The organism is Psychrobacter glacincola, from assembly GCF_965118485.1.
In the GTDB taxonomy this organism is placed as follows: Bacteria; Pseudomonadota; Gammaproteobacteria; order Pseudomonadales; family Moraxellaceae; genus Psychrobacter; species Psychrobacter glacincola_D.
This window is the reverse complement of sequence record NZ_CBCPJH010000021.1, coordinates 1-25,838: the sequence shown is the minus strand read 5'-3', so window position 1 is coordinate 25,838 and position 25,838 is coordinate 1. Positions and strand designations below refer to the sequence as shown.

The following is a 25,838-nucleotide window of genomic DNA, read 5'->3' as shown; positions in this document are numbered from 1 at the left end:
TATAAAGAAGTTACTGAATAAGGGAGGTCGAAACTTCCACTTTTTAAGTTACTAATTAGTAATTACTAAAATATTAATCCGAAATAATAATTTCAGGGAAGCTGCTATCTATATTGACTAACGTATTGTCCACCTGAACTAAAGTCCGTGTACCATTTTCAGTTGGCTCATCTCTAAATAACCAATTAGGGAATACACACATAAGCATATTCTTAGTCGTTTTAAGGCTTTTCTTCTTTTTCAGTTCTTCAATATTAGTTTGAATATTAGGTGTTTTATACACATAATGCATTACTTGTTGCCATACTGCCCAATCGTCACTGCGTTTGCACGACTGATAGGCTTCATCAAAGATATTAGCTACTTGGTTAATGGTCGCTACTTCTGAAAAGAGATTCATATGTTCTATTATGAAATCTATTTTCATTTTAAGTTCGCTTTTTAGTTTTTCTAGTAAACAGCCAGCGTCGTTATATTCAAATTGTAGACGATTTAAAACAACCTCATGAGGTTGTTTAATATTTGAGTTTGAGTCGAAATAATAATTTTCAAAATGATGAGTGAAGTTATTTCTATCAGTTATTATTTTTTGAAATAAATTTTGAATTCTTTGTCTATCTATCACTCCATGCGACATTTTAAATGAGATTTTAAACTCATTTTTATCATCAGATTCTTTATTCTCATCCACATCCTGGAGATCACAAAGTAAGCTGACTAAGCTTCCCATAGTATTTTTTGTAGTATTTACGCTAGGATTAAAAGACCATGATATGGGTGTAGGTCTATCTTTAGATATATCAGAAGAAGTTACAGTGTAATCCGAAAATTCAATGAGTTTTTTAACAATTCTTTCTATTTCTTGATATCTAAGCGTATTCAAACCCACCTGATAAATGATTTTATCAGATGGATTGCTTAATGATTGAGGTACAGTCATATCTCTAATCTCATCCAACAACCTCAACACTCGTCACATTCTGAAAGCCTCTTGGCAACTGACCACCACGACTACCACGTTTAGAGGTATAGTTGGCTAAGTCCATCGGCTTTAGGGTTACGTGACGCTTGCCAGCAGTAATGACTAAGCTGTCTTGTTTACTGAGTGGCGTAATAGTTAGCACTTCCTCATCGCCTTTTAGAGTAATCATTTTATTACCCTTACCGCGAGCCTGTTCAGGCAAATCGTTGAGTGCAAAGATTAATAAATAGCCAGCATTGGTCACGACAGCGATATGATCAGGCGTAGAGCCGTTTTCGCTAGCAGATAAGCCATTATTATCAGGATTTACAGTCACATCAGCTTGAGCATCTATACGGGCAACAGGAAGTAAGCGGCTATCAGCAGCTAGATTGATGATATTTTTACCGGCTTTTTGATTGCTTTCTAGATTGCCAATGGTGTTAATAAAACCATAGCCTTGCGAGCTGGCGAGTATGATGCGTTGGTCATTATCACCCGTTAATAGCTGCTCGAAGCTGGCACCTGCTGGCGGTTTTAATACACTGGTGAGCGGATCGCCTTGACCACGTGCTGAGGCGAGATTATGGGCGTCGATACTGTAGCTACGACCGGTGCTATCGAGGACGTAGATTTTCTCATTTGATTTACCGCGGATGTGCGCTTGATAAGCATCACCTGAACGATAGCTCATACCAGCGGCATCAACATCGTGACCTTTTGCAGCACGAATCCAACCAGCTTTTGATAATACGGCAGTAATTGGCTCGCTTGGTACAAGGTCAGATTCTTTTAACGCTTGCGCTTCTTCACGCTCTGCCAATTGTGACACCCGCTCGTTGCCGTGCTCTTTCATGTCAGCAGTGAGCTCATCAATCATCAAAGTGGTCAGGCTTTCTGGATTGTCCAAATACTCTTGAATAATGGCGCGTTCGGCAGCTAGCTCATCTTGCTCGCGTCTAAGCTCAAACTCTTCTAATTTTGCTAATTGACGCAGACGAATATCTAAGATGGCATTGGCTTGAATCTCGCTTAAATCATAGTCCTGCATCAATGATAATTTTGGATCGTCTTCTTCGCGAATAATGCGAATCACTTCATCAATATTTAGATAGGCAATCAGCAGACCTGCAAGGATATGTAAGCGCTTATCGATTTTATCGAGACGATATTGCAAACGGCGCGTCACCACTGAGCGGCGGCAAACGAGCCATTCTTCTAGGATTTCTTTAAGGTTTTTAACTTGTGGTTTACCGTTTAAGCCAATCATGTTCATATTGACGCGGTAATTACTTTCAAGGTCAGTACTGGCAAATAAATGACTCATGACGCGATCAACATCAACCCGCGTTGAGCGTAGCTCGAGCACGATACGGCAAGCGTTTTCGTGATCTGACTCATCATGAATATCCGTAATCCAAGGCAGCTTTTTATCGGTCATCAGCTTGGCGATTTGTTCTTGGATCTTATTACCGGAGACTTGGTAAGGAAGCGCATTAATGATGACGAGGTTTTTCTCTTTAGGATCAATATGAAAGGTTGCGCGCATTTTATAGCTGCCACGACCCGTCTCATACATCGACTGCAAGTCTTTTTTGCTGGTGATGATTTCAGCCGGTGTTGGCAAATCAGGCGCTGGTATCGATTGCGTCAATTGCTTAACCGATAGTTCAGGATTTTTCAGCAAACGAATCGCCGCACGAACGACTTCATTAAGATTATGCGGCGGAATATCGGTTGCCATACCGACCGCAATACCGGTCGTACCATTTAATAAGATATTGGGCAGGCGCGCAGGTAGGGTAGTTGGCTCCTGCAGAGTGCCGTCAAAGTTATCTTGCCAATCGACGGTTCCTTGTCCGAGTTCCGCGAGCAAGGTATTGGCGTAAGCAGACATTTTGGCTTCGGTATAACGCATCGCCGCAAATGATTTAGGATCATCAGGGCTACCCCAGTTACCTTGACCGGTAATCAGTGGGTAACGATAGCTAAATGGTTGAGCCATCAATACCATGGCTTCATAACAGGCGCTATCGCCATGCGGATGATATTTACCCAAAACGTCACCGACCGTACGCGCCGATTTTTTCGCCTTTGCCGTCGATTTTAGCCCTAGCTCGCTCATGGCATAGACGATACGGCGCTGGACAGGCTTGAGACCATCGGCGATATTTGGCAATGCCCGATCCATGATGACGTACATGGCATAGTTAAGGTAAGCTTGCTCAGTGAACTCCGCCACTGAACGCGTATCCATGGGTTCGCTGGATAAAACAGGGTCAATCGTATCAATAACATCGGACATAAAGTAGTTTTCGCTTTTGATTCTTAATAGAAGTTTTTTAATAGCTTGCTTTAATAGGTTTGTTCTTAAGAGCTAATGGCTCACAAGACAGTTAAATAGGGTGAAAATAAGATAGCCCTATCGTAAAGGATATTGGCACAATTAAAAAGGTGTAAAACAGTATAAACGACAAACGATGACGTGCTAAACACCGCTATCTAGATTGCTGTTAACGATATAGTTTTTAAGCAGTAAATCCAGTATAGTGAATTTACTGGTGATTTGATATTTATCCTATTTTAACCGTTTATTTTTTACTGATATGGTCAACTGGTTATAAAAAACACTATGCCTATACTCAGTTTTTGTCGGCAAGAGCGTGTTTGAATGGTTAAGACAGATAACAAGTAATAAATAAGACGCTGTAGTATCGACAAGCACACTTTGACTATATTGCCAATACAGCTATCTAAATAATTGATAGTACTAGCATTGCGCCTCGTCAAACGACTTTGCGCACTCAGGTAGCAATCTTTTGTATTGAGTAGTTTGTATAAAGTGTGTATGTTAAACAACAAAGGGTCATTTACCATTAAATTGTTGAGTTACTACCGCATATTTATGCTGTGAGTATCGATTACCACCATTGTGGCTGGCTTGTGCGCCAAATTATTATCTTTGTTCAGGCTTTTATGTCTGTCCAGTTTTTTACATTTGTCCAAATTTACGTTTATCACAGCATGATGGGTCAGACCAACAGTTGTATCACTTATTAGGAGTAAAAAGATTATGGAAAATCAAGGCAACCAGATTCGTCGTAATGACAAAGTATGGGTCAAAACTTACGAAAAGCTTGGCATTACATATGATATCGATATGCCAGCTGCCAACACCTCTCTAATCGATATATTTGAGCAGAATTTTACGAAGTATGCTGGTAAAACAGCTTTTGTCTGTATGGATGTAAAGCTCTCCTACGAAGATTTAGATCGCTATAGCAAACAAATCGCAGCTTACTTGCAGTCATTAGGTCTGAAAAAAGGCGATAAAGTCGGCGTTATGATGCCAAATATTTTGCAGCTACCGGTTGCCGTATTGGGTGTGCTACGTGCTGGCATGACCTTGGTCAACGTCAATCCCCTTTATACCTCAAAAGAGCTTGAGCACCAGCTGACAGACTCTAATACCAAGGCTTTGTTCATTTTAGAAAATTTCGCCAAAACTTATGAAGATATTGGTAAAGACTTGGTTGACCATGTCGTTGTCACCTCGATGGGCGACTTGATGAGTCCATTAAAAGGCTTTATTGTTAATATGGTCGTGCGCCATGTGAAGAAGCTTGTGCCTGATTACAATCTTAAAACCAGTACTAACTTCAAAAAGGCACTGAATCGCTTTTCGGCGAAAAAATATAAGCGCCCCGATAATATTTGCCTAGATGATATTGCGGTTCTACAGTATACCGGTGGTACGACAGGTGTCGCCAAAGGCGCGATGCTCACGCATGGCAACTTAGTGGCTAACCTGATTCAGTGTGATACCTATCTTGGTGATGCTTTCGATAAGTTTGAAGGTAAGAGTGAGCAGGCGGTTATTATGACCGCATTGCCGCTATACCACATTTTCTCATTCACGGTTTGTGGTATGTTCGGCTTATATCGCGGTTGTATCGGTCTACTGGTACCAAACCCACGTGATGGTGCCAGCTTAATTAAAGCTTATAAAGATTATCCACCAGCGTTCTTCCCAGCAGTTAATACGCTGTTTAATGCGTTGGCAAATAGTGATGCATTCAAAGCTTTAGATCACAGCAAGCTTGAGATGTCTATGGGCGGCGGCATGGCGGTTTTAAAAGATACCGCTGAAAAATGGCAAAAAATTACCGGTAATATCATCGTTCAAGGTTACGGTTTGTCAGAGACCTCTCCGGTAGCTTCAGCAAACCCGCAAGGTACTGGTGAATTCTCAGGTAATATCGGTCTGCCGATGCCTGGTACTGAAATGGCTATTTTAGATGAAGAAGGTAATGAGGTGCCACTTGGCGAGCGTGGCGAGATTTGTGTTCGTGGTCCGCAAGTGATGAAAGGCTACTGGAAACGTGATGATGCCACTGCTGAAGTTATGACCTCTGACGGTTATTTCCGTACTGGTGATATCGGCGTAATGGATGAAGAAGGCTACTTTAAAATCGTCGATCGCAAAAAGAATATGATTTTGGTTTCAGGCTTTAACGTTTATCCAAACGAAGTAGAAGATGTGATGTCAGCTCATCCAAAGATTTTGGAATGTGGTGTCATTGGCGTTGAAGATGAGAAGAGCGGCGAAGTACCGAAGATTTATGTGGTGCGTAGTGATGACAGCTTGACGGTAGAAGAAGTACTTGCTTACAGCAAAGAAAATCTAACGGGTTATAAGCGTCCACGTTATGTTGAATTTATCGATGAACTACCAAAATCAAACGTCGGCAAGATCTTACATAAAGATCTGCGTGTGCTTGAAGAAAAGAACCACGGTAAGTAATACGCTATGAACTTTAGAAAGATTTTCGACGGTCTTTATCGCGAATAAGGATGGCTAGGAGCCTGTTTATCGCTGATATAGTAGCCGTTAAAACGACTACTACAGATGATAAGGTCACTTATATGAGACCTTATCATTTTTTTGTTTTTGGCTGCTCATTTCTTACTATTTATAGAGAAGTGTCGGTAAAACTGCTATAGTTTGTGCCGTTATATTTTCGTTTTTGACGATAAAAAGGCGTAGTTTTTTTAAAGCCTGCACAATATCGTCGATATAAAGTTGTTGATTTACAGAGTTTTTAGCTATTTTTATAATTAATAATAAAGTTTAGCAGCATAGCAGCATAGCAGCATAGCAGTCATTCAAGGTCACCAGCAATGGCGTCCGTAGTAATAACATCAGGTGTATTTTAACAGTAATGTTTTAACAGCGATATTTAGGGAAGATTATGACGGACAGTAACAAAAAAGAAAGCACAGACCATAAAGTTGCAAATAATGCTTTTCCTACCATGCCGACGATAGCAAGTAACAGTCCGTGGCTGAGTACTTATGAGAAATACGGCATCAATGCGACCATTGATATGCCGGATGATAGTACCTCTTTACTTGAAGTGTTCGAGCGTAACTTTAACCGTTATGGTCAAAAACCTGCTTATATCTGTATGGGTGCTTCCATCAGTTTCAAACAGTTGGATTTATACAGTCGCCAAATTGCCAGCTATTTGCAGTCGTTAGGATTGGTTAAAGGTGATAAAGTTGGAGTAATGATGCCCAACGTTTTGCAATATCCTATCGTGATGCTCGGTATCATCCGCGCTGGTATGATTTTGGTCAACGTCAATCCTCTATATACCAGCCGCGAATTGTCACATCAGCTAAAAGATAGTGGTGCCAAAGCTTTATTTATCGTCGAAAATTTTGCCAAAACTTATCAAGACGCTGAAGATAAAGGTCAAGTAAAGCATGTTATCGTTTGTAAGCTTGGTGATATGTTAGGGCTGGTGAAAGGGTCTATCGTCAATCTTGTCGCTCGCCATGTCAAAAAAATGATTCCAGCGTATCGTTTGCCAGAGAGCACCAACTTTAAGCAGGCGTTAAATGCAGTATCTGCAAGCAAGTATAAACGTCCTGATTTGAACTTAAGCGATGTGGCGTTACTACAATATACTGGCGGTACCACTGGTGTTGCTAAAGGCGCAATGCTCTCGCATGGTAACTTAGTTGCCAATATGCTACAGATTAGCGTGCTCATGAACAGCGCTTTTGACGATGATGTGGACGCAAATGATGTTATCTTGACAGCGCTACCGCTATATCATGTATTCTCATTTATGGTTTGCGGCATGTACGGCATGTATCAAGGCTATGCTGGTTTACTGATTCCAAATCCGCGTGACCTTGATGGTCTCATTAAAGAGATGGGTAAATATAAACCTGCCTTTATACCTGCGGTCAATACTTTGTTTAATGGTTTGGTACACAAACCAGCCTTTGCAGATTTAGATTTCTCTAACCTAAAAGCGGCTATTGGCGGCGGTATGTCAGTCTTACCAAGCGTAGCAAAAGAGTGGCATAAAATCACTGGTCTGCCTATCGTTGAAGGTTATGGTCTGTCTGAGACCTCACCAGTCGTTGCCTTTAACCCGATGACTATTGCAGAATTCACTGGTAAAATCGGTATTCCAGCGTCTAGTACCGATATCGTATTGATTGACGATGAAGAAAATGTCGTTGCGCTCGGTGATCGCGGTGAAATATGTGTCAAAGGTCCACAAGTCATGATTGGCTATCAAAATCGCCCTGAAGAAACGGCTGAAACCTTTACTGCCAGTGGTTATTTAAAAACCGGCGATATCGGTATCATGGATGAAAAAGGCTTTATCAAAATCGTTGATCGTAAAAAAGACATGATTTTGGTTTCTGGCTTCAATGTCTATCCGAATGAAATCGAAGAAGTCATGAGCGAGCATCCAGCAGTGGTAGAGTGCGGCGCGATTGGTATTCCAAATGATGACCGTGGTGAAGATCCAAAACTGTTTGTGGTCAAAAAAGGTGAAGTTACCGAGCAAGAGCTGCTTGATTTTGGCAAAAAGAACTTGACCGGTTATAAGCGTCCGCGTCATATCCAATTCGTTGATGAATTACCAAAATCAAATGTTGGCAAAATCCTACGTAAAGAATTGCGTAAGATGGAAGGCTTAGAATAACTTTTACAGCTATTTTTAGCCAAAAAAACGGTGCGATAGCGGGTGTGAATCTTGCTATTGCACCGTTGTCACGTTAGGATAACCTAATATTTAGTGCTGTTATGACATTCAATTATTATTTATTTAAGCATATTAATGATCTATAAATATCTACTAAATAATCAAATAACGATACACTTTTTATTTTATAACACTACTTTTACAACCTCGTACTAGGAAATTTTATGCGTATTGACAACCGTGAGCTTGACCAACTTCGCTCAATCAGCTTTGAGCGCCATTATACTAAGCATGCCGAAGGGTCAGTATTGGTCAGCTTTGGCGATACCAAAGTATTATGTACTGCAAGTGTGGAGTCTGGTGTACCGCGCTGGCTCAAGGGTAAAGGTAAGGGCTGGATTACGGCTGAATATGGTATGTTGCCACGCGCGACTAACACTCGTAACCAACGCGAAGCAGCACGCGGTAAACAATCAGGTCGTACCCAAGAGATTCAGCGTTTGATTGGTCGTAGCTTACGTGCAATGATTGATTTGAGTAAGCTTGGTGAAAATACCATTTACCTAGATTGTGATGTCTTACAAGCAGATGGCGGCACGCGTACAGCCAGTGTAACAGGTGCGGCTATTGCCTTAATTGATGCGTTAGAGAGCATTCAAAAAACTAAAAAACTAAAAGCCGATCCTTTAATTGGTTTAGTTGCTGCGGTTTCTGTTGGTATGAAAGATGGTAAAGCGTATTTGGATTTGAACTACGAAGAAGATGCCAGCTGTGACACTGATCTCAATGTGGTCATGACCCAAAAAGGTGAGTTTATCGAGCTCCAAGGTACCGCAGAAGAAAAGCCATTCACGCGTGCCCAAGCTGATGATATGCTGATACTTGCCGAAAAAGGCATCGCTGAGCTGATTGCTATGCAAAAAACCGCACTTGGTTGGTAATTCCGTCATTAATAACATCTAATTGCCAATTAATAGGTATAACCCATGCTTAAGCTGACTGATGACGGCGCCAAAATTACTTTACAAGGTCAGCCTAGCACGACTGACACTGGGCTATTTTGGTTTGGCTTTGCGTTATTGGTTGGCGCAGTGGCGGTAGCGCTGGCAATGAGCTTGTTGCCGGTACGATGGTCAATCGGTGCCCTAGCATTACTTATTATTGGCAGTTTCTTTTTTAATCGGCAGCGCCAACAGCATAAAAAAGCGATGACGGGTGTGATTAGTAATGGCATTCTATGGGTGCGTGCTGGTGAGCTGGTACATGACAACCAAGGCAAGCGTGAACATATCCATCTGCTAGACAGCGATAAAATCACTTTAACAAGTGAGCAGTTAGCGATTATGGATGTGGATGATAAGCGTAAATATCACATTAGTGGTTTTGATAATATCCAAGAAGCTAAAGCTACTAAAGCCATTCTACAAGGTCAAGCATTGACCAAACGCCATGTGAATATCAAAATGAGCAGTGATTAGCATACTGATTTAACAATTTTTAAAATTCCTAAAAATTTCTACCTTTTAAAGTCTTTTTAATCTTAAAACCTCTTTTAAGCTTCTTCATTTTGCCCCTACTATTTACCACGTATCTCTATATAGATACCTTTTATCGCTTTTTTAAAAGCAATAGGGCTTGCAGATTCCTGTCCAAATGGTTTATAAGTAAGATTGAAAAATCTTATCACCTTTATCGCTCGTACGGTTATCGCTACTACAGTTATTGATACTCTATTGACAAGGAGCTAGTCATGTCGCGTTTGCCCATTTGGTCAATCACAACGTCGTGCAGTGCATTATTATTGACGCTTGGTGCGGTCGGTCAAGTTCATGCCGATAGCATGGGCAGCTTGATTGCGCAAAAATCTGCTCAACCTGATTATAGTGCTCGCTATACCCCATCTGCTGTCCCTGCTGCTAGAATCAGTACGCGCTCTACGATACAACGTGTAGGAACATATACACCAAGTTTTGCTACCGCGCAACCTGCTGTCAATACTAACACTACCTATCGTTATCCTGAAGTACAACGCCAAGCATCATCAGTTTTGCCCGCGTTTTTGTCCGGTAATTATGACAATGTCGATAGCGCATATTTACCACTATTAAGTAGTGCTGAGACCCAAAGCAGTATCGCTGCTCGTGAAGTGATTAGTACTGCCCGTAAAATGGCGTTAAATGAGCGCACCATAATTAAAGGCGGCTGCTGGGATTATCTGAATGCGGTGTTTAAGCGTGCAGGTGTGACACGCGATACCATCCATAAAGGCACTTATGGTCAAGGTCCCTATGCCAGTAGTGGTGAGATTGAAGTCGGTGATTGGCTCTACTATATTAACCATGGCTATAATGGTATTGAGCATAGCGGCTTGTTTGTCGGCTGGGTTGATGAGCAAGCGAAGCAAGCGTTGATACTCAGCTATGCTGGTGAGAGTCGCCATGAGCCAGCTCGTTACCGAGTCTATGATTTAAGCAACGTCTATCAAATCATGCGACCAACCGTTTGATGTAGGGCTTTTTAATATAATTTATTCAGCTATAAAAAAGCGTCCATCACTTAATAAAGTGATGGACGCTTTTTTATGTTAATGGCATTGCTTTAAATACTATTAAAACGGTTTAACAACCACCAAAATAACAATAATCACCAAAGCAAAAACTGGTATTTCGTTAAACCAGCGCCAAAAAACATGCGACTTATATTGTGGGTTATTGACGAGTTTTTTACGGTAGAAACCACAAGCACCATGATAAGCAGACAGTAAAATAACTAAGAAAATCTTTGCGTGTAGCCAGCCTTGGGTTTTATAAACATCCCAACCTAAGTACACCATCCACAAACCAAACGTCCACGTCGCTATCATAGACGGCGTCATAATACCGCGATAGAGTTTGCGTTCCATAATAATAAAACGGTCGTGACTGACCTTGTCATCGCTCATCGCATGATAGACAAACAGGCGCGGCAAGTAGAAAATCGCTGCAAACCAGGTCACGACCGAAATAATATGCGCTGCTTTAATCCAGTTAAAATAATCTGCCATACTAGAGTCTCTTTAGTTATTTCGTTTTGAACAGCAATGAATGCAGGCAAGCTTATCCTAGATTGGCGGATGATAAAAGTCTACTGATATACCGTCACGTCAATTTGATTTAATCAGCTAACATGACCTGTGTTTTATGACCGCTCATAGCGTCTAAGACAGGCAGTAATTTTGGTGCCCTTGGCGCTGCAAATTGTTTGGTTAAACCAAGCTCACGCATCAATCTATCGTCTCCTGATTGACTGGCATTGCCGGTAGTGAGTAGTTTATCACCATAAAAGAACGAATTTGCACCTGCCATAAATGCTAATGCTTGCTCAGAGTCAGACAAGCTTTCGCGCCCAGCAGATAAGCGTACATAGCTGCTTGGGCAGCAAATACGTGTCACAGCAATGGTACGAATCCATTCAAGGACTGATAGTTGACCTTCTGCAAGCACTCGATCACCAATCGGCGTCCCTGCAATAGGAACCAATAAATTAACCGGAATAGACTCAGGCGCTTTGGGCATTTTTAGCAGCTCATGTATCCAGTCAATGCGGTCATCACGGCTTTCACCCATACCGACGATATTGCCGCTACAAACATTGATACCTGAGTTGCGTACGTTTTCAATGGTATCTAAACGCTCATCATAGCTGCGCGTGCTGACTACTTGCTCGTAGTAGCTTCTTGAGGTATCCAAGTTATGATTATAGTAATCGAGTCCTGCATCTGCCAATTGCGCCGCTTGCTCCGTATCTAGCATCCCCAAAGTCATGCAAGTCTCTAGTCCTAAGGCTTTGACTTCTTTAACCAGCTCGACCACATAAGGCATATCTTTGGCACTTGGGTGCTTCCATGCCGCGCCCATACAAAATCGCGATGAACCAGTAGCCTTGGCGCGTTTGGCAGCAGCAATGACCTTATCTACTTCTATGCGTTTTTCCGCTTGTAGTTTAGTAGTATCGCGGTGATGACCGGACTGCGAACAGTAACCGCAATCTTCAGGACAGTTACCAGTTTTAATAGACAATAAAGTGCTGATTTGAACTTCATTAGCCGTGAAGTTTTGACGATGTATCGTTTGCGCTTGTAATAACAAATCCATCAACGGCAAGTCGAACAATTGAGCAATCTGCTCGCGACTGTGTTTGCTCGCAGTGGACTGTGCAGCATCAGTCGTCAGTGAAGCTAGAAAATCATTATCATTGCTATTAGCATTGTTATTTGGCTCTGTGATGTTGAGCAGTGCTGACATAATATAAATCCTTTTATAATGATATTAGGCAGAAACATAGAAGGTAAGTATCTGATGTTTTCATTTTTTATAAGTACAATCTACAATAAAAAAGGTTGCGCTATAGTATAGCGCAACCTTTTTAGAAAATCAGAACCTAGCGAGAAAGTCACTCAGCTATCAGTAGCGGCTATCTGCCCATTACTTATGATGATTCGATTATTTACCCAACTTGTGCTTAGCAATACCAACCCAATGGTTAGCAAGTTTCTGTGCTTTATAAGCGTATGGTTTAGCTTTTTGGATAAAGGGTTCACATTCTTCTGGGATAGCTGGCACGATATGCTTGGCAAGCTTATTAAACCACATCATGAGGCTATAATCGCCTTCGATGCTTAAGTTACCTTCTTGTACAGCAGTCATAAAGGCGGGCAGACTGCCCTTGGTCAAAAGCTTAACGCCGGTCATAGAGTCTTTAAAATTAATAGTTAGATCAGCTTCTTTGGCATGACCACTATGTTGGCTAAAGGCACCGTTATCAAAGCTATAATAACGCGCCACATCTGCTTCAGTGCTAGCAAGCTCAATAACAACCTTACGATCTGCAAGTAGTGCTTTAAAGTCTTCGTTATCGCTGTCAGCAAGCATAGATAAGCGATAGCCAACCACTGCTAATAATGCATCTAATGGGTCAGACTTAATATCCAAAACTGGTACAGTAAACATAAACAAACTCCTAAAAAATAAGACGCAAAATAATGTGTACTTTATAACAATTTTTGTGACAAATATATAAGTAGATTATAAACGATTGCAAGGTGTCAATTCTTTAGGAGTTACGTAGAGAGCCTTAAGTATCTTGTAACATTCGATGACAGCAATATAATAGGGCAGGTTTGCGGATTTACAGATTTTAATGGAAGCGTGGCTGATAGTCGTCATCATAGACAGGTGTGTGCTCAATATAGCGCGCTGCTTGTAGCTCTCGCTCTTGTATCATGCTGCGACTGACATCTTCATAGCGCAGCGCCCGATATAAGACCCATGCGCCTAAAGGCAGCCAGCTGATACCCATCGCAACTACGTAACTATGCCATTCCGACCATACAAACCAATGGGTTACTAAACTATGAATCATTTCAACCGCTAACCAATAAGCCATACCACCGAACAGATACCAGAGTAACCAGCGCTGCGATGACAAAGCAACGGCGACAACGGTGCTTAACAGCAAACCATAGCCAATGATGGCACTCGTACTCAACGACTCGCTAGCAAACGTAGAAAATATTATTAATAACATTGTTCATCTCGCTCTTCATAAGGTGAATTCCAACAAGGCTATTATGGAAGTTTGCAGCACAAAGCTAAAGAGTCTGCAGGCGACTTTGCGACAACAGCTGACGTTTGATTTTTTAAAAGTATCGAGCAAAATAAACGGCAAATTTTGCAGTCGCAGACATAAAAAAAGCGCCTTAATATGGGCGCTTTTTTTGATGGTAAGGTTTGATAATAAAATTAGACAGATCTTAAGGACGAAGGCTACGACGACCCCAAAGCGATAAAGCAGTCACAAGAATGGCACCTAATAGCATTAAGCTCAAGGTAGTTAACCATTGCGCGCCGGTAGGGTAGTGCCATGGCATAACGTTATGGATAGCTTCACTGTTTAATGTCCCTAGCGCATCTGTTTTCCATGGCCAGACTTTGACCAATGAGCCTGCTATAAAGCCAATTAGCAGTGCTAAAGTGGCTTGGTAATAACGGGACAATAACCATTTAAGCATACGGGTAAATAGCAATAAACCCGTTGCCATACCAGCCACCAATGTAAAGATAATGGCAAAGTTTAAAGTATGAACCGCTTCAAGAACCGTATCATAAGCACCCATCAACAATAAAATAAACGACCCTGATATGCCAGGTAGTATCATTGCACAAATAGCGATAGCACCAGCAACAAACAAATACGGCAAACTTGGCGTCGTATTCATCAAAGGCAAGCTGCTAATAATAACGGCACTGGCTATGCCAAGCAGGAACAATAGCACCCGCCCGATATTCCAGCGTTTAATCTCAGTTAATAATAGAAAAACTGTCGCGATGACCAAACCAAAGAAAAACGACCAAATCATCAAAGGTTGATTGTCTAATAAATGCTTTATCGTACCGGCTAACGTGACAAGGCTGGTGGCAATCCCCATCAATAAGAACAATAAGAAAGTAGCATCGACTTGTCGCCATACCGCTATTAAACCTTTGATACCACCCTCTTGACGAAAGACTTGCCAAAGATTGGGACCGACACTGCTTAAAGCATTAATTAAGCGCTCATAAATACCAGCAATCAGCGCAATCGTACCACCTGAGACACCGGGTACAATGTCCGCTGCGCCCATTGCCAAGCCTCGAACATAGACGCCTAGCAACTGCTTAGGACTATCGTTGTAAATCGGGCTGCTTTCGCTAACTTTAGGTGGACTATCTAAATGAGTGGAAGATGGCTGGTTGGAAGATGACTGGGCATCTGGTCGCGGTGATTGTGATGCCGTCATGGACGATCCTTTTTATTAAAAAATTATTGAACTAGATAAAAGTGGCAATATGAAATGACAATCGCGAATGGCAGTATAGTAGCGCCAAAACACGCTGTAAAGCAGAGAATAAAGCACAAAAGCTGGACCAATTAAAATACATTAGCCCAGCTTTTACTTGGAGGTAGATTATTAGTATCTAAATTTTTCTGTTTTCAAGGCTACGTTCATTGCTACGTACAAATGCAGGGTAGCCTAGTGCATATAGTACCCCTTCAAGACCTGTAACATTAACAGCAGCATCAGCGCGCGCTTGTACGATAGGTTTGGCATTAAAAGCCACGCCCAAATCAGCCAGTGCCATCATCGGTAAATCATTGGCGCCATCGCCGATACAGACCACTTGCGACATGGCAATACCTAAGCGCTCAGCCGTATGAGTGACGATAGCCGCTTTTTTAGCACCATTGATGATAGGCAACTGTATATGACCAGTTACTTCACCTTCTTCGATATCTAATGGGTTCGCGTGCACTTCATCAATACCCAGTTGCTCAGCGATATAGCGCGCAAAATAGGTAAAGCCACCTGATACCAACACTGTATGATAGCCTAAAGCTTTTAACGCGCTAATGGTAGCCAAGGCGCCTGTCGATAAGGTTAAGCGACTACAAATCTCATCAAGCACACTGGTTGGAATACCTTCCAATAATGCCACGCGCTGCGCAAAAGATTCATCAAAATCCATCTCACCACGCATCGCTGCTTCAGTGATGGTTTCTACTTGCTCGCCAATACCTGCTGTTTTTGCCAGCTCAATGATGACTTCTTGTTCAATCAACGTAGAATCCATATCAAAGCAAGCAAGTTTATGAGTGCGTAGCATATGACCGACGGATAATATATGACAGTCGACGACATCCAAATGATCGCTAACGGCTGCGCTCTGAGTGTTTTTATAGGCTTCAGTCAAGTCATGACGCAAGCGTGTGGTCAATTGGTCATCGATAATATGGGCGGCAGCGGTTTTTTTGCCAGGATGCATCAGGATATCAGTCACTGGCACTAATAAGTAACGGAATACTTGCACATCGACAAATGAGCGTTTGGCAAAGGGTTGCGTCGTATCTACATCAGCAATCTCAACATCTACAAAATTGGCATCGGCGTCTTCTGCGACCGTAACCAGATGCCAATTTGGCTGCTCATCGACCCATGATTGCACATACTGGTGGATGTCGATTGACGATACATGCGTTGGCAACACCACGATCAAAGCAAAAATGGGCAAGGATTGTAGCGCGTCAAAATCCTGTAAATTAGTACCCTCTGGTAACAAGGAGGCTATAGAATCAACTGCCTGTTGCCATGCTTTGCTGTCTTTTGGTAAAGAGTAAGAGGTATTGTTTGGCATTGCTCAATTGTCCCTTGTATGCTGATATAAGATTAGGAATAATAACAGCTTTATAGGGCAGCGACTATAGATGAGGCACAAAGTATCAGTACCTCATAGAATAACGATTGCAGCAAAAGAAAGTGTCCTAAAATAAAAGACAACTATGACAAAAAAATTATGATACTTGCTAACGCCATAACCCTTACGATGGTGATATAGTAGAGGTTGATACCTGCTTTAGTAGGTAAAAAGACTGGCTAAATGTTTAAGCCACACATAATTGCATAACAAATCTACTGTACGATAGCAGCGTCTCACAATCGATTTTTTTATAAATAAATGATTGTGACAATACGGTATTAAAGTGCGGTATTAAATATTAAAAAATATAGCTGTATATTCTTGCAAACATGAGCGAATGAGCCATAGTCTCGTTTTTTAATTTCAATTATTCAAAAAAGTTTCCCATATCATGACCTATTTAGCGCCGCGGCAAGGGTTGTTTGCCATCATTCTTCTGGTTAGTTTTTGTTTGCAAACCCTATTATTGGTCATCAGTACCGATCAACAGCTGAGCAACAGTCGGGCGCAAAAAGGCGAACAAATGGTCGCCCAGCTCATCGACGAAGCGCGGCTGTCTTTAGAAAATAAAGACCGCGTCAGCTTAAGCGTCATTGCCAATCGCTATACCAGCGAGCAGGATGTGACTCGCATCCTGATTAAAGACAATAACGGCGATATCTTGGTGCCGGTCGGCAATGCGCCGATGCAGCAAGGCGATACCATCAGCCAAATCGCAACCAAAGGCGATGCGGTCATCGGTAGCGTAGCATTAACCCTAAAAGATATTAGTAAGGGTGAAATCATTGCCATGCAATGGCCGTTTGTGATTGGTTCGATGATACTGCATTTACTGTTATGGTTGATTTATAGCTATATTGCTCGCCCAACTAGAGAGCAAATCAACGCCATCAGCCGTGATGTGCAAGACGTGCATCGTGAGCAATATAATCAGTTTGATCAGCGCAGTTACGATCGTGAATTCGAACGCCGTCAATCAACGCCTGCTGCTAATGGCGAGAAGGAAACTGGTCATAGTAATAGTTCGTTAAGTAATGGTCATCCTCTTTTAGATAGCGAGTCTAACGCTCAAACAGATACCAGTGCGGTACAGAAGCCCCAACCTGATACGCGTAAATTAGACATTCATAGTGCAGTCAATCAGTATGTCAGAAATCAGCAAAACCAAGATGTTACCCTTGATGGCAATATTAATGGTGGAACTACTGATACAGATGCTGCCAGTAATATGACAGACGATTCTCTCAGTGATAATACTGCTCATCAAGCGGTAGATAGTAATCAGCACGCTAACAACCATGCCTCTCGACTATCTGCTACTAGGGCATTTGATAGTGTTAGCGTTCAAATCGTCTTTCATGACGAGTTTAATATGCTTGAGCGCCTAGCACCGTCTCAACGTCTGCCGTATCTAGCACTTTGTACACAGCTATTAAATCAGGCGGTGACTGAGTTACTGAAACAGCCGCTGCTGCTCGGTGTGAGCGTACTCAATGAGCCAAGCTTTGATGGAAGCGGCGCTTATGTGATGCTAAAGGCAGATAACAGCCACGCAAAAGTTGCATTAGCAGGCGTGATGCTTGCCAAGTTGTATTTGATGCTTAATAAAATCATTCATGATAAGCATATTGAGCTGTCACGATTTGCACTGCCAGCAAAAGCTGGTATCAGTGACAATGCCCAAGTTGAAGCAATGACCCATCTGCTAGATAGCATCGGTAAAAAAGAGCAGATGCTGATTTTATTGCCAAATAGCGGTCTCAAGCAAATCAGTCATCATGTACAGGTCCAAAGTGTCATGCGTCCAACGACGGTTTATGAGCGTGAGTGCGCGATATTTGATGGTGCTAATGATGCCATGATCCAGCGTTTGGCCGATGTGCGTAATGCGGTATTGATGATTGATGATACAGAAGCGTAGGTGAATACAAAAAGCTAAATAGGTTAAAAATCTCGATAATTGCCCGTGTAATATCAATTGGAATCGGCTTGTTATTGACTTGTAAATAAGTGATAGTAATAAAAAGCATTGACAACGCTCAAGAGAGACTTTATAAGGCATATATATATTGATAACTTTTCAATAATTTTGCCCAAAATAGATAGGAGCTGGTCATGAGTGATGCTGATATTGATGACGATTTCGATGATGATTTCGTCGACGATGATGATGCAAATATGGTTGAAGAAGCTGAGAAAAGTGTGCGTACACGCTTAAGCAGCCTTGAAAAGCGTCGTTTGATTGATAATCTGTTAGAAGAGAAACGTTTGGCTAAAGAGCTAAAAGACGATCTTGATGATATCGATAATTTCGATGAAGATGGTGATGATTGGGACGATGACGAACTTTAACTCGTCATTGCCTCAATCAGGTTATGAAGTAACTATTTTGCGCGATAATTTTTGAATCCTTATTTACATTTTCATTGCTATTAGCTAACCATGGTTAACTAATGACGTCAAACTTGCTTTATCAAAGCGCCTATTTTTTAAAGTGCTATTTTTTGGTTCTTTGGTTTATTGCAGACGACAATCATCTTTAGCCTTCTTGTCATTTTATATGACCACTTACTTATTGCGATTGACGCAATCCATCTTTCAAGGACAACCACATTATGAGTAATCCAATAAGCTTAGATGAATTAGCATATTTTTTGGACAATTCTGAAGAACAGTATGTACTAGATAGTATTGCTGCCCATGGTTTTTTGACCGCTACCGTTATTGGTCGTCCATTGCCTAATTGGATAGATGCGATGTTTGAAGGTCGTGTTAAAGACGTGCCAGAAAACGTAATCGACTGTATCCATCGCTGGCGCAATGATATTATCAATGACCTTAAAAATGAGATGCCGATTACCTTGCCGTTTAATGAAGGTGCAGGCGATGAAGAAGAGGCGGTCGATTTTTCAGATGAATCAGATATCGTTGCTTGGTCGATTGGATTTGTCGATGCGATGTATGGCGACGAAGCCAGTGATTGGATGGAAAACGAAGAGACAGCAGAAGATGTGGCTGTCTTGACCTTGCCGATGCTTGTGCTGAGCGGTATTGATGATGAAGATCCTGAGCTTGCCCAAATGCGTAAAGATGAAGATACGATGGCGCAAATGGCAAACAGTATTGAAGGTAACTTAACTGAGCTATTTTTGTTGTTTCATACCAATGATTAAAGAGTTTGCTAAATAAAATTTATTTTAGCGATGTGCTTTCTGAGTTATCTAAGACATCGCGCTCTTATCTTTAACGGACTTTACGTTTTTTATTATTCTATAAGTTAATAATTATATAAGTCACTAATAAGGCTGTACTATGACTGTGCAACTTTCCAATCTTGAGCACTTGCCCAACTATCAGATTACTGAGCGCCTAGATGTGGTATATGGTAGTACCGTGCGCTCAAAGCATGTTGGTAAAGACTTGTTTGCTGGGCTCAAAAACATCGTAGGCGGCGAGCTAACCGCCTATACCGAATTATTAGAAGAGTCGCGTCAAGAGGCGATTGACCGTATGGTCGTCAAAGCGGAAGCTTTGGGCGCTGATGCAGTCGTCGGTTTGCGTTTCTCGACTTCTAGCATTGCACAGGGTGCAGCTGAATTATTTGTTTATGGGACAGCCGTAAAAGCCGTACCAATGCAACAACAGCCTGTTTATCAATCAACGAATCAACCACCAAATCAGCCGCCGAATCATCATTCAGGTCATTCTCAAAATGAGGAGTCTATGCCATCAGCTGTTCAACCGTCAAAACCGGCACAAACCTCTGATGACTTACCACGCTTCAATCCTTTTGGTGAGTAGTCTAGGCTCAAATACTGAGTCATAGCTTTTTGATGATAAGAGACGTTCCATGAATCAATCGTTCACCCAAATGCTGATGAACTATGCACCGCTGCTAGTCTTATTTATAGTTGGCTGGTTTTTTGGTGCGCGACATGAGCGTCAGCATCTGGCTAGATTGGCAATTGCTGAAGCTGAATTAAGTCATATTATTGTCTCAAGCGAGCGCTTTTATCAGCCAATCGTCGTACAAGATAGCCAAGGTGAATTGGTGCTCGGCAGTGTGGTGATTGCGCAAGATTATTTTAAAATGGTGATTGCTCGTGTTTTAAGTATTTTTGGTAAAAACCTCACCACCTATGAGACCTTGCTTGAGCGCGCTCGCCGCGAAGCGTTAGTTCGTCTACGTACCCAAGCCCATATTAAGGGCTATAACCATATTTATGGTTTACGCTTTGAAGTTAGTAATATTAATCAGTTAGGCAGTATGGTCGAAGCAATTGCTTACGGTACCGCAGTGATGAGCTCTGAAACAGCAACGTATCAATCACAAACTACATGTCTCTAATCCAACAACTTTAATCAACGGTACGGGTTTTTGCCTGCGCTTTATCACTGGCGGTCTGTTCTTTCACTTTTTCGACTTGAAATAAGAAAGTGCGGTTTTTTAGTACTGCAACAAATACCACGCCACCTATCGTGTTTCCTACTAGTATCACAATTAAAAATAGCAAGTAGCGCCATAAGCTGACATTATTGCCGTACAGTACCGCTGAAAATACTTCGATATTGCCAACGATACTATGATGTAAACCCAAAAAACCAATGCTTCCCGTAATAAGTGTCACTAAGACGATACGGCTAAGTGTGTCGCGCGCTGAAGTCACAAGCCAGGCAGCAACGCCCATCATCCAACCTGCCAATATGGCGCTACCGAATATCACCCACCATGCAAAGCCCAAAACATGCTCAGCATAAGTATCAATATCACTGACGCTAAACAACTGCATATTTAAGCCGAGACCCACCATCAGAGCAGCAAATAAACAACCACCAACGATATTGCCAGTGATAACGATACCCCAAAGGCGCAGTAGTTTACTTAAAGGTTCGATACCATTGAGCACAGGAAGGCTCAACAGAGAAGTTTGCTCAGTAAATAACAGTGACTGACCGATGACGACGATAATAAAACCAAGCGGGTAAAGTAAGGAAGCAAGTACGATTGCGTACTGACTAGGTAGCACACTGCTAAGCAATGCAAAAGCAGATAAAATCATAAAAAAGCTAATGCCAATCTCAAGACCAGCCGTAAAGGCACTGGTAAATAGCGAGCCAAGCGAGCGCTCAAAAGTTTCTTTGGCATCCATTACCTGCTCAACCAATATGCTGGCGTAGCTCTTTGCTTGACTCATATTGTCATCATTAGCGACTTTTTTGATGGTTTCTCTATCTTCTTCGCTAATACCTTCGGAAAAATCCTTGTCCTCTAAATGCTCGGTAGCGTGCATGTCACTGTCTATATTATCTTTGTCTTCTTTATGAGTAGAATCATTGCTACGCTGCTGTTCACCTTCGGCATTATGGTCATGATTGGTCACAGCACAAGTAAAATGCTTATCATCTGTATAATCAGCCTGAGAGTTATCTTGACGCTCGGTATCTTGGGACACGGTCGGCTCGCTATTTATCAGATAATGATTGTGATATAAAGATGTCGTTTATATATTATGGCATGACTATATTTTATAATATGATCCCTATTTTATAACAGCACTAGAACTTACTATGTTGAGAGTTCAGCCGATTGCTGTTTTTTACTGTTGCTAATTAGGCAATGCCGCTCTGCAAACCTGATAAATTACCTTAGCATCTAACAAAATCTAACCATCTGCGTTAAAATCACTCTAATAATTATTTTATCTACTTTCTCGCTTATTTTTTAACTTATTTATGTGATCACATTCATTATCAACAAAAGACCATTTTATTATGAGCAATTCTAATACCGACACTAACACCAAGACTAACCTGACCGAATCTATTCAAGCCGCCTTAAGCCAACTTGAAAATGCCTATAATCCTGCTGAGGTCGAAGCAGGCATGTATCAAGGTTGGGAGGACAGCGGTTATTTTAAACCAAGCTTTGATAAAGACGAGTCGTTTTCTATTGCGCTGCCACCACCTAACGTCACTGGCTCGCTGCATATGGGACATGGTTTTAACAATGCCATTATGGATGCGCTCACGCGTTATCACCGTATGGATGGTGACAATACACTTTGGCAACCTGGTACGGATCACGCGGGTATCGCGACCCAAATGGTCGTTGAGCGTCGTTTGGAGGCGCAAGGCCTTAAACGCCGTGACATGACGCGCGAAGATTTTGTCGATAAAGTATGGGAATGGAAGGAAGAGTCGGGCGGCAATATCACCAGCCAAATTCGCCGTTTGGGTAGCTCGGTCGATTGGTCGCGTGAGCGCTTCACGATGGATGATGGCTTGTCCAATGCGGTAAAAGAAGTGTTCGTTCGTTTATTTGACGATGGACTTATTTATCGTGGTAAGCGTCTGGTCAATTGGGATCCAAAATTCCAAACGGCATTGTCTGACCTAGAAGTGGAAAACGTTGATGAAAAGGGCAGCTTGTGGCATTTCCGCTACCATTTCACTGATAAAGACTTGATGACTCAAGACGGCAAAAACTATCTAGTGGTCGCAACCACGCGCCCTGAAACAATACTTGGTGATACCGCTGTTGCGGTCAATCCGAGTGATGAACGATATACACATTTAGTTGGCAAAACCATTACCTTGCCAATTACTGGTCGTATCGTTCCTATCGTCGCTGATGATTACGTCGAAAAAGACTTTGGTACCGGCTGTGTGAAAATTACCCCAGCGCATGATTTTAATGACTATGAACTCGGTCGTCGTCATGAGTTGCCGCTGATTAATATCCTTGATGAGCGTGCCAATATCTTAGCATCAATGGAAGTGTATCCTGACTTGCAAACGCGTGAGCCAACGTTAGAAACTACACCTAGCGAGTATGCTGGACTTGAGCGTTTTGCCGCACGTAAGTTTCTCGTTGAGCAAGCAGGCGAGCAGGGCTGGCTAGAAGATATCGAAGATTATGCACTTAAAGCCCCGCGTGCTGAGCGTGGCGGTACGATCGTTGAGCCATGGTTGACCGATCAGTGGTATGTGGCGGTCAAAGAGCTGGCCAAGCCTGCGATTGACGCAGTAGAAGACGGCAGCATCGAGTTCGTCCCTGCACAGTATAAAAACATGTATATGTCGTGGATGACCGATCTACAAGATTGGTGCATCAGCCGTCAGCTCTGGTGGGGACATCGTATCCCTGCATGGTATGACGATGCGACTGGCGAGATTTATGTCGCCCGTGACGAAGCTGAAGTACGCACTAAATACAATCTAAGCGACGATGTTAAATTACGCCAAGACGATGACGTACTTGATACTTGGTTTAGCTCGGGTCTTTGGACGTTTAGTACGCTTGACTGGGCGGATGTCAATGCTGACCCATGCGTGCTGAAAACCTTTCATCCAACCAGCGTATTGGTCACAGGTTTTGATATTATTTTCTTTTGGGTTGCACGCATGATCATGATGACCATGCATTTCGTCAAAAATGAAGATGGTACCCCGCAAGTACCGTTTAAGACCGTTTATGTGCATGGTCTAGTGCGTGATGGCAATGGTCAAAAAATGTCAAAATCCAAAGGTAACGTCTTAGATCCGATCGATCTTATCGACGGTATCGAGCTTGAGGCGTTGGTCGAAAAACGCACCAGCAATATGATGAATCCAAAAGACGCGGCAAAAATTGAAAAGCAAACGCGTAAAGAGTTCCCAGAAGGTATCCCAGCCTTTGGTACTGATGCACTGCGCTTTACATTTACCTCGCTTGCCAGTACTGGTCGCGACATCAACTTTGATCTAAAACGTGTCGAGGGCTATCGTAACTTCTGTAATAAAATCTGGAACGCCAGCCGCTTTGTGCTCATGAACTGTGTCGATAGCGAAGGCAATGCTAAGCCTATCGACCAAGCGGCAAACCCTAACGTGTGGGAATTACCAGAAAAATGGATCATGAGTCGCCTGAACTCTACCGTTGCCGATATCCATCAGCATTTCGCTCAGTATCGTCTCGATATGGTCAGCCAAGATATCTATGAGTTTATCTGGAATGAATACTGTGATTGGTATGTTGAGCTTGCCAAAGCTAGTCTAAATGATGACTCGGTGTCTGACGAACGCAAAGCGCAAATCCGTTATGTACTGCTGCACGTGCTAGAGACGGCATTACGCTTTAGCCATCCAATTATGCCGTATCTGACCGAGCAAATCTGGCAGACAGTCGCACCGTTACTGGGTCGCAAAAACACTGAAAGCATCGTGGTCGCTGACTATCCAAAAACCGATACTGCGCAAATCAGTGAGCAGACGGAAGCGGATATGGCGTGGCTACAAGAGCTAATCGCTAGCGTACGTAATATCCGTGGTGAGATGAAACTGGGCAATGCGGTACGTCTGCCAGTATTGCTACAAAATATCTCTACTGATGAAGATGCGCGTCTATCACGTATCAAAAACCAGTTCAAAGCGCTTGCGAAAGTCGAGAGCTTAGAGATCGTCAAAGAAGGTGATGAAGTGCCATTGTCATCATCTAGTATGATTGGGCAGCTGCGCGTCCTTGTCCCAATGAAAGGATTGATTGATCCAACGGCTGAGCTGGCGCGTTTAGGTAAGTCATATGATAAGTTGAAAGGTCAAGCGGAAGGTATCTCGCGTAAGCTGAGTAACGAAGGCTTTGTCAGTAAAGCGCCTGCGGAAGTGGTCGATGCCGAGAAGGCGAAGTTGGCTGAGCTAGAAGGTCAGCTTAAGGCTATGGCGGGGCAGATGGAAGAATTGAAGGCGCTGTAGCTAACACGTAGGTATCTGTATTAATAAAGAACGCCGTCATAATTTATGATGGCGTTTTTTATTGTCTATTACTTAGTTCTCCAACTTGTACTAAATTCTGTCATATAACTGAATATTTGTATGCTATTATTCATCAGGTTTTACATTATATGTGCAATACAATTTGGTTGATAAAGTAGATTGGTTAATCTGGGATGTAATTGAATATCAATTTTATAAGAATTAAACCAACCGAAATAAAGAAAATGACTGCTATATCTCAATCTGAAAAGTTAATGTTAGTTAACGGAAAATAAGAATATTAAATAGATAAGAAATAGAAGTGGAAATTAAAATTTAATAAACAAAAGTATTTAGAGGTTAAAAAGAATGGAATCTATAGTAACAAGAGAAATAATCGAAGGATTAGAAAATGAAAGTGATGTCGAACAAAAATTGATCTATCCAATACTTACTAGGGTTGCTCCTTTTGGGTTAGGTTATAAACCAAATTCTATATATACTAAGAAAGATATCAGAAAATTCGATATAGATAAAGGTAGTTCTAGAAAACAGTATTTCCCAGACTATATAGTTGTAGAAAATAGCTTTCCAGTGCTAATAGTAGAAGCTAAAACACCTAGTGAATCAATGGAAAAGAGTTATAGAGAAGCAAGATTATACGCTACTGAACTCAACGCCTCATATCCTTCTGGACTAAATCCTTGTCGGTTTGTGATAGGCTGTAATGGTAAAGAGTTGTGGGTTGGATATAGCGATTCTGAAAAACCAATATATAAAGCTCTAGTACAAGAAGGTATGGAGTGTCTTGAAGATTATAATAATATAAGAGAGTTTTGCCAAAGAGAACAAGCTTCAAAC

Annotated in this window: 21 protein-coding genes; 12 read left to right on the top strand and 9 right to left on the bottom strand. The window is 41.9% G+C overall.

The annotated features are described in order from the left end of the window. Window positions 1–73: 73 nt before the first annotated feature. Window positions 74–940 (bottom strand): hypothetical protein, encoded by an 867-nt coding sequence (locus tag ACMHKH_RS09155; RefSeq protein ID WP_413520331.1) that lies wholly within the window; start codon window positions 938–940, stop codon window positions 74–76. 10 nt (window positions 941–950) lie between these two features. Continuing rightward, on the bottom strand, window positions 951–3,266 hold the full coding sequence (gene parC / locus ACMHKH_RS09150) for a DNA topoisomerase IV subunit A (protein WP_413520330.1): 2,316 nt from the start codon (window positions 3,264–3,266) through the stop codon (window positions 951–953). 768 nt (window positions 3,267–4,034) lie between these two features. On the opposite strand from parC, the gene ACMHKH_RS09145 reads away from it, so the two are divergent. From ACMHKH_RS09145 to ACMHKH_RS09125, 5 genes are all read left to right on the top strand, one after another. Next, on the top strand, window positions 4,035–5,765 hold the full coding sequence (locus ACMHKH_RS09145) for an AMP-binding protein (RefSeq protein WP_413520329.1): 1,731 nt from the start codon (window positions 4,035–4,037) through the stop codon (window positions 5,763–5,765). Between the two features lie 448 nt (window positions 5,766–6,213). Further along, complete coding sequence (locus ACMHKH_RS09140; protein ID WP_413520328.1) at window positions 6,214–7,974, top strand: AMP-binding protein; 1,761 nt, start codon at window positions 6,214–6,216, stop codon at window positions 7,972–7,974. Window positions 7,975–8,198: 224 nt separating this feature from the next. Further along, window positions 8,199–8,915, top strand: a complete 717-nt coding sequence (gene rph, locus ACMHKH_RS09135; RefSeq protein ID WP_025652276.1) for a ribonuclease PH — start codon at window positions 8,199–8,201, stop codon at window positions 8,913–8,915. Between the two features lie 45 nt (window positions 8,916–8,960). Next, entirely contained in the window at window positions 8,961–9,452 is a 492-nt protein-coding gene (locus tag ACMHKH_RS09130) for a hypothetical protein (protein WP_413520327.1), read from the top strand. Window positions 9,453–9,724: 272 nt separating this feature from the next. Beyond that, a complete protein-coding gene (locus ACMHKH_RS09125) occupies window positions 9,725–10,480 on the top strand; it encodes a hypothetical protein (RefSeq protein WP_413520326.1) in 756 nt (251 codons plus the stop codon). A 102-nt stretch (window positions 10,481–10,582) separates the two neighbouring features. Here ACMHKH_RS09125 and hemJ read toward each other — a convergent pair whose 3' ends face one another. The 6 genes from hemJ to serB all read right to left on the bottom strand — a co-directional run bounded on the left by hemJ (window position 10,583) and on the right by serB (window position 16,184). Beyond that, window positions 10,583–11,017, bottom strand: a complete 435-nt coding sequence (gene hemJ / locus ACMHKH_RS09120; protein WP_413520325.1) for a protoporphyrinogen oxidase HemJ — start codon at window positions 11,015–11,017, stop codon at window positions 10,583–10,585. Between the two features lie 109 nt (window positions 11,018–11,126). Beyond that, window positions 11,127–12,257, bottom strand: coding sequence for a biotin synthase BioB (gene bioB, locus ACMHKH_RS09115; protein ID WP_413520324.1), 1,131 nt, complete (start codon window positions 12,255–12,257; stop codon window positions 11,127–11,129). A 198-nt stretch (window positions 12,258–12,455) separates the two neighbouring features. Continuing rightward, entirely contained in the window at window positions 12,456–12,962 is a 507-nt protein-coding gene (locus ACMHKH_RS09110) for a hypothetical protein (RefSeq protein ID WP_413520323.1), read from the bottom strand. A gap of 187 nt (window positions 12,963–13,149) precedes the next feature. Next, window positions 13,150–13,539 carry an AciT family ciprofloxacin tolerance protein gene (gene aciT / locus ACMHKH_RS09105; protein WP_413520322.1) on the bottom strand — a complete coding sequence of 130 codons (390 nt, stop codon included), beginning with the start codon at window positions 13,537–13,539 and terminating at the stop codon, window positions 13,150–13,152. Between the two features lie 226 nt (window positions 13,540–13,765). After that, window positions 13,766–14,791 (bottom strand): DUF368 domain-containing protein, encoded by a 1,026-nt coding sequence (locus ACMHKH_RS09100; protein WP_413520321.1) that lies wholly within the window; start codon window positions 14,789–14,791, stop codon window positions 13,766–13,768. Between the two features lie 178 nt (window positions 14,792–14,969). Further along, complete coding sequence (gene serB / locus ACMHKH_RS09095) at window positions 14,970–16,184, bottom strand: phosphoserine phosphatase SerB (RefSeq protein WP_413520320.1); 1,215 nt, start codon at window positions 16,182–16,184, stop codon at window positions 14,970–14,972. 454 nt (window positions 16,185–16,638) lie between these two features. Between serB and ACMHKH_RS09090 the strand changes: the two genes are divergently transcribed. The 5 genes from ACMHKH_RS09090 (at window position 16,639) to ACMHKH_RS09070 (ending at window position 20,595) form a co-directional block, all read left to right on the top strand. Further along, window positions 16,639–18,168 (top strand): hypothetical protein, encoded by a 1,530-nt coding sequence (locus ACMHKH_RS09090; protein WP_413520319.1) that lies wholly within the window; start codon window positions 16,639–16,641, stop codon window positions 18,166–18,168. A gap of 194 nt (window positions 18,169–18,362) precedes the next feature. Next, entirely contained in the window at window positions 18,363–18,599 is a 237-nt protein-coding gene (locus ACMHKH_RS09085; protein WP_413520318.1) for a PA3496 family putative envelope integrity protein, read from the top strand. A 263-nt stretch (window positions 18,600–18,862) separates the two neighbouring features. Next, the gene (locus ACMHKH_RS09080) at window positions 18,863–19,420 is read left to right on the top strand and encodes a YecA family protein (RefSeq protein ID WP_413520317.1); all 558 of its coding nucleotides are present in this window, start codon (window positions 18,863–18,865) and stop codon (window positions 19,418–19,420) included. 139 nt (window positions 19,421–19,559) lie between these two features. Beyond that, window positions 19,560–20,048, top strand: a complete 489-nt coding sequence (locus ACMHKH_RS09075; protein ID WP_413520316.1) for a YbjQ family protein — start codon at window positions 19,560–19,562, stop codon at window positions 20,046–20,048. A gap of 49 nt (window positions 20,049–20,097) precedes the next feature. Then, window positions 20,098–20,595 carry a YbjQ family protein gene (locus ACMHKH_RS09070; RefSeq protein ID WP_413520315.1) on the top strand — a complete coding sequence of 166 codons (498 nt, stop codon included), beginning with the start codon at window positions 20,098–20,100 and terminating at the stop codon, window positions 20,593–20,595. A 10-nt stretch (window positions 20,596–20,605) separates the two neighbouring features. On the opposite strand, the gene ACMHKH_RS09065 is transcribed toward ACMHKH_RS09070, so the two are convergent. After that, window positions 20,606–21,700, bottom strand: coding sequence for a formate/nitrite transporter family protein (locus tag ACMHKH_RS09065; RefSeq protein ID WP_413520314.1), 1,095 nt, complete (start codon window positions 21,698–21,700; stop codon window positions 20,606–20,608). A 319-nt stretch (window positions 21,701–22,019) separates the two neighbouring features. Here ACMHKH_RS09065 and ACMHKH_RS09060 point away from each other — a divergent pair, with 319 nt between their 5' ends. Next, window positions 22,020–24,977, top strand: coding sequence for a valine--tRNA ligase (locus ACMHKH_RS09060; RefSeq protein WP_413520313.1), 2,958 nt, complete (start codon window positions 22,020–22,022; stop codon window positions 24,975–24,977). Window positions 24,978–25,346: 369 nt separating this feature from the next. Beyond that, a partial coding sequence (locus tag ACMHKH_RS09055) for a type I restriction endonuclease (protein WP_413520312.1) occupies window positions 25,347–25,838 on the top strand: 492 nt, incomplete at its 3' end.

Bases quoted from the DNA above. Each gene is read 5' to 3' on its own strand.
- ACMHKH_RS09155 (WP_413520331.1), bottom strand. From the start codon at position 940: ATGACTGTACCTCAATCATTAAGCAATCCATCTGATAAAATCATTTAT.
- parC (WP_413520330.1), bottom strand. From the start codon at position 3,266: ATGTCCGATGTTATTGATACGATTGACCCTGTTTTATCCAGCGAACCC.
- ACMHKH_RS09145 (WP_413520329.1), top strand. From the start codon at position 4,035: ATGGAAAATCAAGGCAACCAGATTCGTCGTAATGACAAAGTATGGGTC.
- ACMHKH_RS09140 (WP_413520328.1), top strand. From the start codon at position 6,214: ATGACGGACAGTAACAAAAAAGAAAGCACAGACCATAAAGTTGCAAAT.
- rph (WP_025652276.1), top strand. From the start codon at position 8,199: ATGCGTATTGACAACCGTGAGCTTGACCAACTTCGCTCAATCAGCTTT.
- ACMHKH_RS09130 (WP_413520327.1), top strand. From the start codon at position 8,961: ATGCTTAAGCTGACTGATGACGGCGCCAAAATTACTTTACAAGGTCAG.
- ACMHKH_RS09125 (WP_413520326.1), top strand. From the start codon at position 9,725: ATGTCGCGTTTGCCCATTTGGTCAATCACAACGTCGTGCAGTGCATTA.
- hemJ (WP_413520325.1), bottom strand. From the start codon at position 11,017: ATGGCAGATTATTTTAACTGGATTAAAGCAGCGCATATTATTTCGGTC.
- bioB (WP_413520324.1), bottom strand. From the start codon at position 12,257: ATGTCAGCACTGCTCAACATCACAGAGCCAAATAACAATGCTAATAGC.
- ACMHKH_RS09110 (WP_413520323.1), bottom strand. From the start codon at position 12,962: ATGTTTACTGTACCAGTTTTGGATATTAAGTCTGACCCATTAGATGCA.
- aciT (WP_413520322.1), bottom strand. From the start codon at position 13,539: ATGTTATTAATAATATTTTCTACGTTTGCTAGCGAGTCGTTGAGTACG.
- ACMHKH_RS09100 (WP_413520321.1), bottom strand. From the start codon at position 14,791: ATGACGGCATCACAATCACCGCGACCAGATGCCCAGTCATCTTCCAAC.
- serB (WP_413520320.1), bottom strand. From the start codon at position 16,184: ATGCCAAACAATACCTCTTACTCTTTACCAAAAGACAGCAAAGCATGG.
- ACMHKH_RS09090 (WP_413520319.1), top strand. From the start codon at position 16,639: ATGACCTATTTAGCGCCGCGGCAAGGGTTGTTTGCCATCATTCTTCTG.
- ACMHKH_RS09085 (WP_413520318.1), top strand. From the start codon at position 18,363: ATGAGTGATGCTGATATTGATGACGATTTCGATGATGATTTCGTCGAC.
- ACMHKH_RS09080 (WP_413520317.1), top strand. From the start codon at position 18,863: ATGAGTAATCCAATAAGCTTAGATGAATTAGCATATTTTTTGGACAAT.
- ACMHKH_RS09075 (WP_413520316.1), top strand. From the start codon at position 19,560: ATGACTGTGCAACTTTCCAATCTTGAGCACTTGCCCAACTATCAGATT.
- ACMHKH_RS09070 (WP_413520315.1), top strand. From the start codon at position 20,098: ATGAATCAATCGTTCACCCAAATGCTGATGAACTATGCACCGCTGCTA.
- ACMHKH_RS09060 (WP_413520313.1), top strand. From the start codon at position 22,020: ATGAGCAATTCTAATACCGACACTAACACCAAGACTAACCTGACCGAA.